The sequence below is a fragment of the Bacillus cereus group sp. BfR-BA-01355 genome (assembly GCF_022663675.1).
GTDB classification, from domain to species: Bacteria; Bacillota; Bacilli; order Bacillales; family Bacillaceae_G; genus Bacillus_A; species Bacillus_A thuringiensis_S.
This window is the reverse complement of sequence record NZ_JAKUFY010000168.1, coordinates 1-7,051: the sequence shown is the minus strand read 5'-3', so window position 1 is coordinate 7,051 and position 7,051 is coordinate 1. Positions and strand designations below refer to the sequence as shown.

The following is a 7,051-nucleotide window of genomic DNA, read 5'->3' as shown; positions in this document are numbered from 1 at the left end:
CTTGCGCTTTTTCGATTTCCGCCTTCGCTAAACCTTCTACACGAACTTCTTCTGCACGTGCTCTTGCTTCCGCTTCAATTTTATATTGATCTGCATCTGCTTTTTTCATTTGTTTTACTTTTTCCGCTTCTGCTGATTGTTCAACAGCATAGCGATCTGCATCTGCCTTTTTCTTTACTTCTGCATCATATTGCTTTTCACGACGCGCAATCTCTTTTTCTTCTAATTCAATTTGCTTTTCACGTTCAATGATTTTAACGCGCATTTGCTCTTCTGTAACACCTTGTTGCGCTTTTGCTTGTTGTAATTCATAGGAAAGATCTGCATCTGCGCGAGCTTGTTCTTGATCTCTCTTATAAGATTGTACTTTTAACTCTTTATGTTTTTCAGCTTCAGCGATTTGTGCATCACGTTGATACTCAGCTTCTTTTGCTTCTTTCTCAGCACGAGCTTTTTCAATTCGTGCCTCTTTTTCACGCTCTGCATTTGCAACTGTTGCATCACGCTTAACCATCGCAATTTGTGGCTGACCAAGTGCATCTAAGTAACCGTTCTTATCCATGATTTCTTTAATTGTAAAGGAAACGATGCGAAGTCCCATCTTCTTTAAATCTGTAGAAGCTACTTCATGTACCTTTTGAGCGAATTGCTCTCTATTACTATAGGCATCTTCTACTGTCATAGAAGATAAAATAGCACGTAGATGACCTTCTAAAACTTCTTTTGCTTCTATTTTCAACTCTTCTGTTTCTTTTCCTAAATATTGTTCAGCTGCTGTAGAAACTTCTTCAATGGTAGATCCTACTTTAATAATAGAAACACCATTTACTGTAATCGGTACACCTTGTTTCGTATACGTATCACGTGTTCCCACTTCTAATTTGTAGTTTAATAGACTTAAAGGCTCTGCTCTTTGCATAATCGGAACTACGAAAGTACCGCCACCACGAATAATCTTAATCTTCTTTCCATCATCAGTGGTAACTACATTTTTCCCGCCACCAAGCCAGTTTCCAGTAACAATTAATGCTTCATCTGGTCCAACTGTTCGATACTTTGTAATGAATACTAAAATGAGTAGAATTAAAATTGCGAGTAATACTCCACCGATAATTAATGGAATCGTCATGTAAATTCCCCCTTATAATTTTGGTTTCTTTAAAGAATAAGCGATGTTCTGTACAAGTAAAACACCATCTTGGACTCCCTCGATAATAACCTCTGTTCCTTGCGAAATATCTTTCTTTCCAACTGTTTTAGCTAGGATTGCATTGTTTCCAAATTGGGAGGAAATTAATACTTCACCAAACCCTTCTGTAGGAATAGTCGTAATGACCTCTCCTTTGCAACCGATGAATTCATCCATACGTTGCACCGTGTTTTGTTCTGCTTCTGCAATCGGTTTTAAAATTAGTATTTTCATGATGAATACACCGATAAAAGATATAGCAAATGCAGCCCCAAAAATAAGAATACTATTAAAGGAAAATAAATATTCTCCTATATAACTAAGTCCACATAACATGGCGAAAAAACTAAGTAATAAAGTAACAACGGATACAGATCCGCCTCCAAAACTAAATATGGATTCAAATATATCTCCAAAAAAGATATAAATTACAGTGAGTATAGTAGCAATAATAAATCCATATAAATAAATTGTTTCAAGTGGATAACCAAACAAAGCCATTTCTTATCCCCCTCTCTTAAACAATCCCTTTTTTGTTATGTGTATGCCCCACCTCTTTCAAAGATTATCGTTCTAAATTTTCAGTTATTTACCCTTTAAAGAAAAGCCTGTAAGACAGGCCTCTAAAAAAGAACAGGAGAAACCTATTGTGACAGGCTCCTCCTAGAAAATAACCGATATATTATATATCTATATAATATACTATTTTCCACAAAAAGTAAAGTTAAACATACATTGGAAAAGTACTTATTTTACTGACAATTCGTATGTTCCATCGCCATTATCATATTTATATACATACAAGTAATACTTACCTGGTTTTGCATTAAATTTTGCTTCTATATGATTCCCATTAGCTTGACCGTAAGCCGCATAATTTTGCATATCTGATTCATGGTGAAGTACCCATGTCATCCCAATTCCATACTCATTTAAAACAGAAATGTCGATATCTTTCGCTGATGCTACATTAAATGTATAAACATCAGTGTGGTCCCCGCCAATAAGATTACCTTTTATCGTACTATTTAGCCCGATACGATTTGCTTCCTCTGGACGATTATTTGGTTCTGATTCTGTTAAACTTCCATCTTTAATCGTAACAGTTGTTTCGCTTCTGCTCTCTTTTCCTTTATCATCTTTTACTCTTAACGATACTTTATAAGAACCTTCTCTTTCATATACATGTACTGGATTCACTTCTGCACTTGTGCTTCCATCTCCAAATTCCCATAAATAAGAAACAATTTTTCCATCTTCATCGTTTGAGCCATCACTTTTAAATTGAATTCCCTCTTTTACAACTCCATTATAAGGCCCGTTTACATTAACCGTCGGAGCTTTATTTTCTCCATCATCTTTTGCGATTCCATGGAAGACTACATCATATTCAAATTCATTTGAGCTATTCACACGATAATTGACGAAGTATGCTGTAACAGTTTTGTAGCCACTCCATTCTTTTTGCGCCAATTGTTCTAAAGATTCATTTACTCTTTTACTCATTGCTTTCCAATCTTCTGATTCACCTTTTGTGACACTACCTGTATACGTACCTTCTAATGTAAATGTATTAAAGAATTGAGAATTATGTTTTGTCATTTTTGTATCTTTCATAGGCAACGTATCACTAATTTCTTTCTTCACCGCTGTTAACGACTTCGTTGCATGTTCAGCTAAATAATCATCAGCTACTTCTGGTACAGTGTATGTATCTTGATTATTAATTAACTGCTGCATATACTCTTGATACTCTTTATTTAACTTAGGATCTTTACTTAGATTTTCACGATATGCATCATAATTTTTCACGTCATTCGCACGAATTAAATCTTGAATTTTATCAAATGTTTCAAACTGATGCGTATATAAGTAAGACTGCAATGCGAACGAGTAATTATAGAAATCCCAAGAACCGTATTTAGCAAATAGTGTGCGCTCTGCAGTATAACGGCTTGCAGGATCAGATGATAATCCGCTAATTATACTCTTTCTTGGTACAACGTTATTCGTACGAGTAGAGCCTGCGAAAAACTCTGCATTTCCTTCTTGGAACCAAGTTAACCTTTCATTTTGATACATATCTCCTCTTCCAAATAAACCAGGAACTTCATATCTCCCTTGCAGATAATGAGTAAATTCATGACGGAATAACTCTTCTAAACTATAAATACTTTGCTCTGGTGTACGCTCATATGTAAAGAATGTTCCTGTTTCTTCGATATAAATTCCACCGTTGTTTGTTTCATACCCATACAATTGTCTATTTAACTGATATTCATCTGGACTATTATAAATTACGATTGTTAACACATCATCCGCATTTCCTGGCTCTAATGCTTTGTCATTTCCAATTACACGGTGATACTGTGCCTTTACTTCCTTCGCAGCCCAATATAATCTCTTAATTTTTTCTTCTGATACTTTATCTCCTGTTTTGAACACAATTGATCCATCATCGAATGTATACGTTTTTGGTAAGTACTGCTCTTTTCCTTCTTTACGTATTTTCTCTAAATCTACTGTATTCCCGCTATAATCTTTACCATTATAATTTGTTGTAATTTGTTCTATCGCAACAAAATATGGTTCACTTAAGTGTGGGTACATATGCATTGCTTGTGTAACAACCTCTAATCCTTTATTCGGATTGCTATGAAATTTCCCTAAACGGCTTGCAAAATAAATACCATTATTAACGAGCCATTTATTTTCTGACGTTACTTCATTTAAAAGAGCAATACGATTTATTTCATTAATAAACCCATCTACTTTTCCATACCACATCGTTTCATTCGCTTCTTTACGGGCCTCAACTAAATACGACTGTATATCATAGTCAATCCCTTGCATAATATCGTATATTGCTTGTCCCTTCATTCGATCATTTACATAAGTAGTAAAATTATCATTGTATTGCTTTAAAATATTTGATGCGTATTGAACTGTTTCAACATCACTTGATGCATTACTAATTAATTTTCCGTATGCAGATACGACTGTATCTTGTTCATCTGTACCAAGCTTAAAGTTTGGATTTTTTGCGATTGCTTTTAAAGCAGGTAAACATTTATCCTGGAAGCTTCTTTCATTTAATTCACTTAATTCGTTATTATAAAATGCCAGATAAAAAGCGGAACGCAACACTTCAGTAAACGTTTGAATTCCTTTTGAATCATCTTTCGTAAATGTACTACCTCTATGAGCTAATTCATCTATAATGACTTGCATTTTTCCTTTATCTTTATAAAAGGCCTTTGTGTCTTCATTAAACTGGAATAAATCTGTAATTTGGTGCCACTTAATACTGCCTAATGTTTCAACTAATTCTTGATTATTCATTTTGTTTAAATCAGCCATTGAATAGCTTTCTTTAACTTGCTTTACTGCCGTTTTCTTCGTAATAGATGCTGGTCGCTGTGAAAAATCGCCTACTTTTAAACGTTCTTGAAATGATAAGGTTTCATCAACTTTTGAAACATGCCCAACTTCATCTACTGGCTTTTCAATTCCAACCGGTTTCGTTTTTAGCACATTATACGGTACTTTTTCTTCCGCTACTGCATGAGTTTGAAGTGCCCCTAACGATAAAGCCATTGTACTAATGCTAAGCATCACTTTATTGATCTTTGATTTCTTGTTCATATCCTTGCCCCCTATTTTAATATTCCATTCAAGAATTTAACATAAAATCTGGATGTAACAATATAAAATGCAATATTTCATATTATTTCTTCCTATAATTTGTACATATCGTGAACACCCTTTCCTTTATCTAACCTCCGCTGATTATGAACTTATAACAATCAAAATTCCCTTTTACAAATATTAAAAAGAGAATTTTTTGACATTTCACCCTTTAATTGTTATGGTTAATATAATTGTTAACTTTATTAAATAAAGGTGGGATTCTATGATAAAAAAAGAGAACAGTGTATTTTATATCTCCATCTTGCTTACAACCTTATTTATTATATGGGGTGTCATACCAGCAAGCTGGATACAAGGCCATGATTTACAAAGTATCACATCTTCTTTAAACTCATTTATCCTCAATAAATTTGGATGGTTTTACTCTCTACTTATGACCACAATGCTTGTTTTAGCTACTTATTTAGCCTTTTCAAAATACGGTTCTATTCGTCTTGGTAAAGATGGAGAAAGACCAAAATACAGCTATTCATCTTGGTTATCCATGTTGTTTGGAGCAGGAATGGGGATTGGACTCCTCTTCTATGGAATCGCTGAACCGATTTCACATTTTACAGATCCATTAACAGGAAAAGCAGGTACAGAGGAAAGCGCCAAACTCGCTATGCAATATTCATTTTTCCACTGGGGACTCTTTCCGTGGTCACTATACGCGATGGTTGCTTTAACAATTGCATATTTCACATTCCGCAAACAAAAAGGTAGCACAATTGGGACTACAGTTACTCCATTATTTAATCGATCGAAAAATTCTCCTATCGGAAAAACAGTCGATATTTTGGCTGTTTTAGCCACAGTATTTGGCATTGTGCCATCTGTTGGGATTGGTGCTCAACAAATTGCCGGAGGATTAAGCTATTTATTCCCTTCTATTCATAACACTTTACTTACTCAGCTCGTACTTATAGCTATCTTCGCTGTTTTATATTTAACAAGTGCGCAAACTGGCTTAGATCGTGGGATTAAATATTTGAGTAACTTGAATTTCTCTCTCGCAGGTATTTTACTCGTCTCCTTTTTAATTTTAGGACCAACTGTATTTATTATGAAATATTTCACATCTACACTCGGTTCTTATATCGGCGCTTTACCTAGTATGGGATTAAATTTAGGAGCATTTAGTGAAAAATCTTCTTCTTGGATTGAAAACTGGACTATTTTCTATTGGGGATGGTGGATCTCTTGGTCTCCATTCGTCGGTACATTCATTGCTCGTATTTCTAAAGGGCGCACAATAAAAGAATTTATTATTGGAGTTGTATTAGTCCCAACTCTTATCTGTACATTTTGGTTTGCAGTATTTGGCGGTACCGCTATCCATATGGAAATGTTCCAATCGCTTGGGATAGCTGATGAAATCGCAAAAAATGGTACAGAGATTGGATTATTTGCTGTTATTTCGCACCTACCATTCTCTACATTTTTAACGGTTATCGGGTTAATTTTAGTAGCCACATTTTTCGTTACTTCTGCCGACTCGGCAACATTTGTTGTTTCAATGCAAACGAGTAACGGAAGCTTATCACCGAAAAATAGTTTAAAACTTATATGGGGATTAACAATCGCGATCATTGCAGCACTTTTATTACAAGCTGGAGGATTAAATGCACTACAAATTGCAGCTATAATCGCAGCACTACCATTTTCTATCGTAGTCGTTCTTATGGTTGCTTCGCTATTTAAAGAGCTGCGAAAGGAAGATGTTAATTCGCAAACGAAAGAAGTTCCGCAAAAAATAAAAAAGATTATGTAACAATTGGCACCTCAAATTACTTCTGAATCCGTGATGACTGAGAAAAAAGAAAATTAACAAACCCCATTCGTATGAAATATAATTTTCATACGAATGGGGTTTTACTCTATCTATTACACAAAAGACAAACATTAATTATATACAATAATAAGATTAAACGTTATTTATTTCTTAAATAACCTCTTTCTAAATACGAACATACTTAGTGCGGAAAGAACAAGTGTTATTCCAGAAAGTAAAGTCGATGTGCTAGCTTCACCGCCTGTTGATGGTAAAGATTTCTTTCCTTCCTCCGTCTTATTAACATGTTGTGTATTTAAAGTATCTGCTGTTCTGCCTTCGTTTTCAACAACCTGATTATTTCCTTTTGGCTCTTTTACTTCCTCTTTCGCTTCTTC

5 protein-coding genes are annotated in these 7,051 nt (G+C 34.6%); 1 reads left to right on the top strand and 4 read right to left on the bottom strand.

Features of this window, described 5'->3' with window-relative positions; translation table 11 throughout:
• From MR167_RS29465 to colA, 3 genes are all read right to left on the bottom strand, one after another.
• Positions 1-1,129: flotillin family protein (locus MR167_RS29465; RefSeq protein WP_242316093.1), on the bottom strand; the 1,129-nt coding region annotated here is incomplete at its 3' end.
• A gap of 12 nt (positions 1,130-1,141) precedes the next feature.
• The gene (locus tag MR167_RS29460) at positions 1,142-1,690 is read right to left on the bottom strand and encodes an NfeD family protein (protein ID WP_001173143.1); all 549 of its coding nucleotides are present in this window, start codon (positions 1,688-1,690) and stop codon (positions 1,142-1,144) included.
• 246 nt (positions 1,691-1,936) lie between these two features.
• Positions 1,937-4,834 (bottom strand): collagenase ColA, encoded by a 2,898-nt coding sequence (gene colA / locus MR167_RS29455; protein WP_001036432.1) that lies wholly within the window; start codon positions 4,832-4,834, stop codon positions 1,937-1,939.
• Between the two features lie 268 nt (positions 4,835-5,102).
• Here colA and opuD point away from each other — a divergent pair, with 268 nt between their 5' ends.
• Complete coding sequence (gene opuD / locus MR167_RS29450; protein WP_242316092.1) at positions 5,103-6,653, top strand: glycine betaine transporter OpuD; 1,551 nt, start codon at positions 5,103-5,105, stop codon at positions 6,651-6,653.
• A gap of 164 nt (positions 6,654-6,817) precedes the next feature.
• Here opuD and MR167_RS29445 read toward each other — a convergent pair.
• On the bottom strand, positions 6,818-7,051 hold a 234-nt coding region (locus MR167_RS29445; protein WP_000330778.1), incomplete at its 5' end, for an LPXTG cell wall anchor domain-containing protein.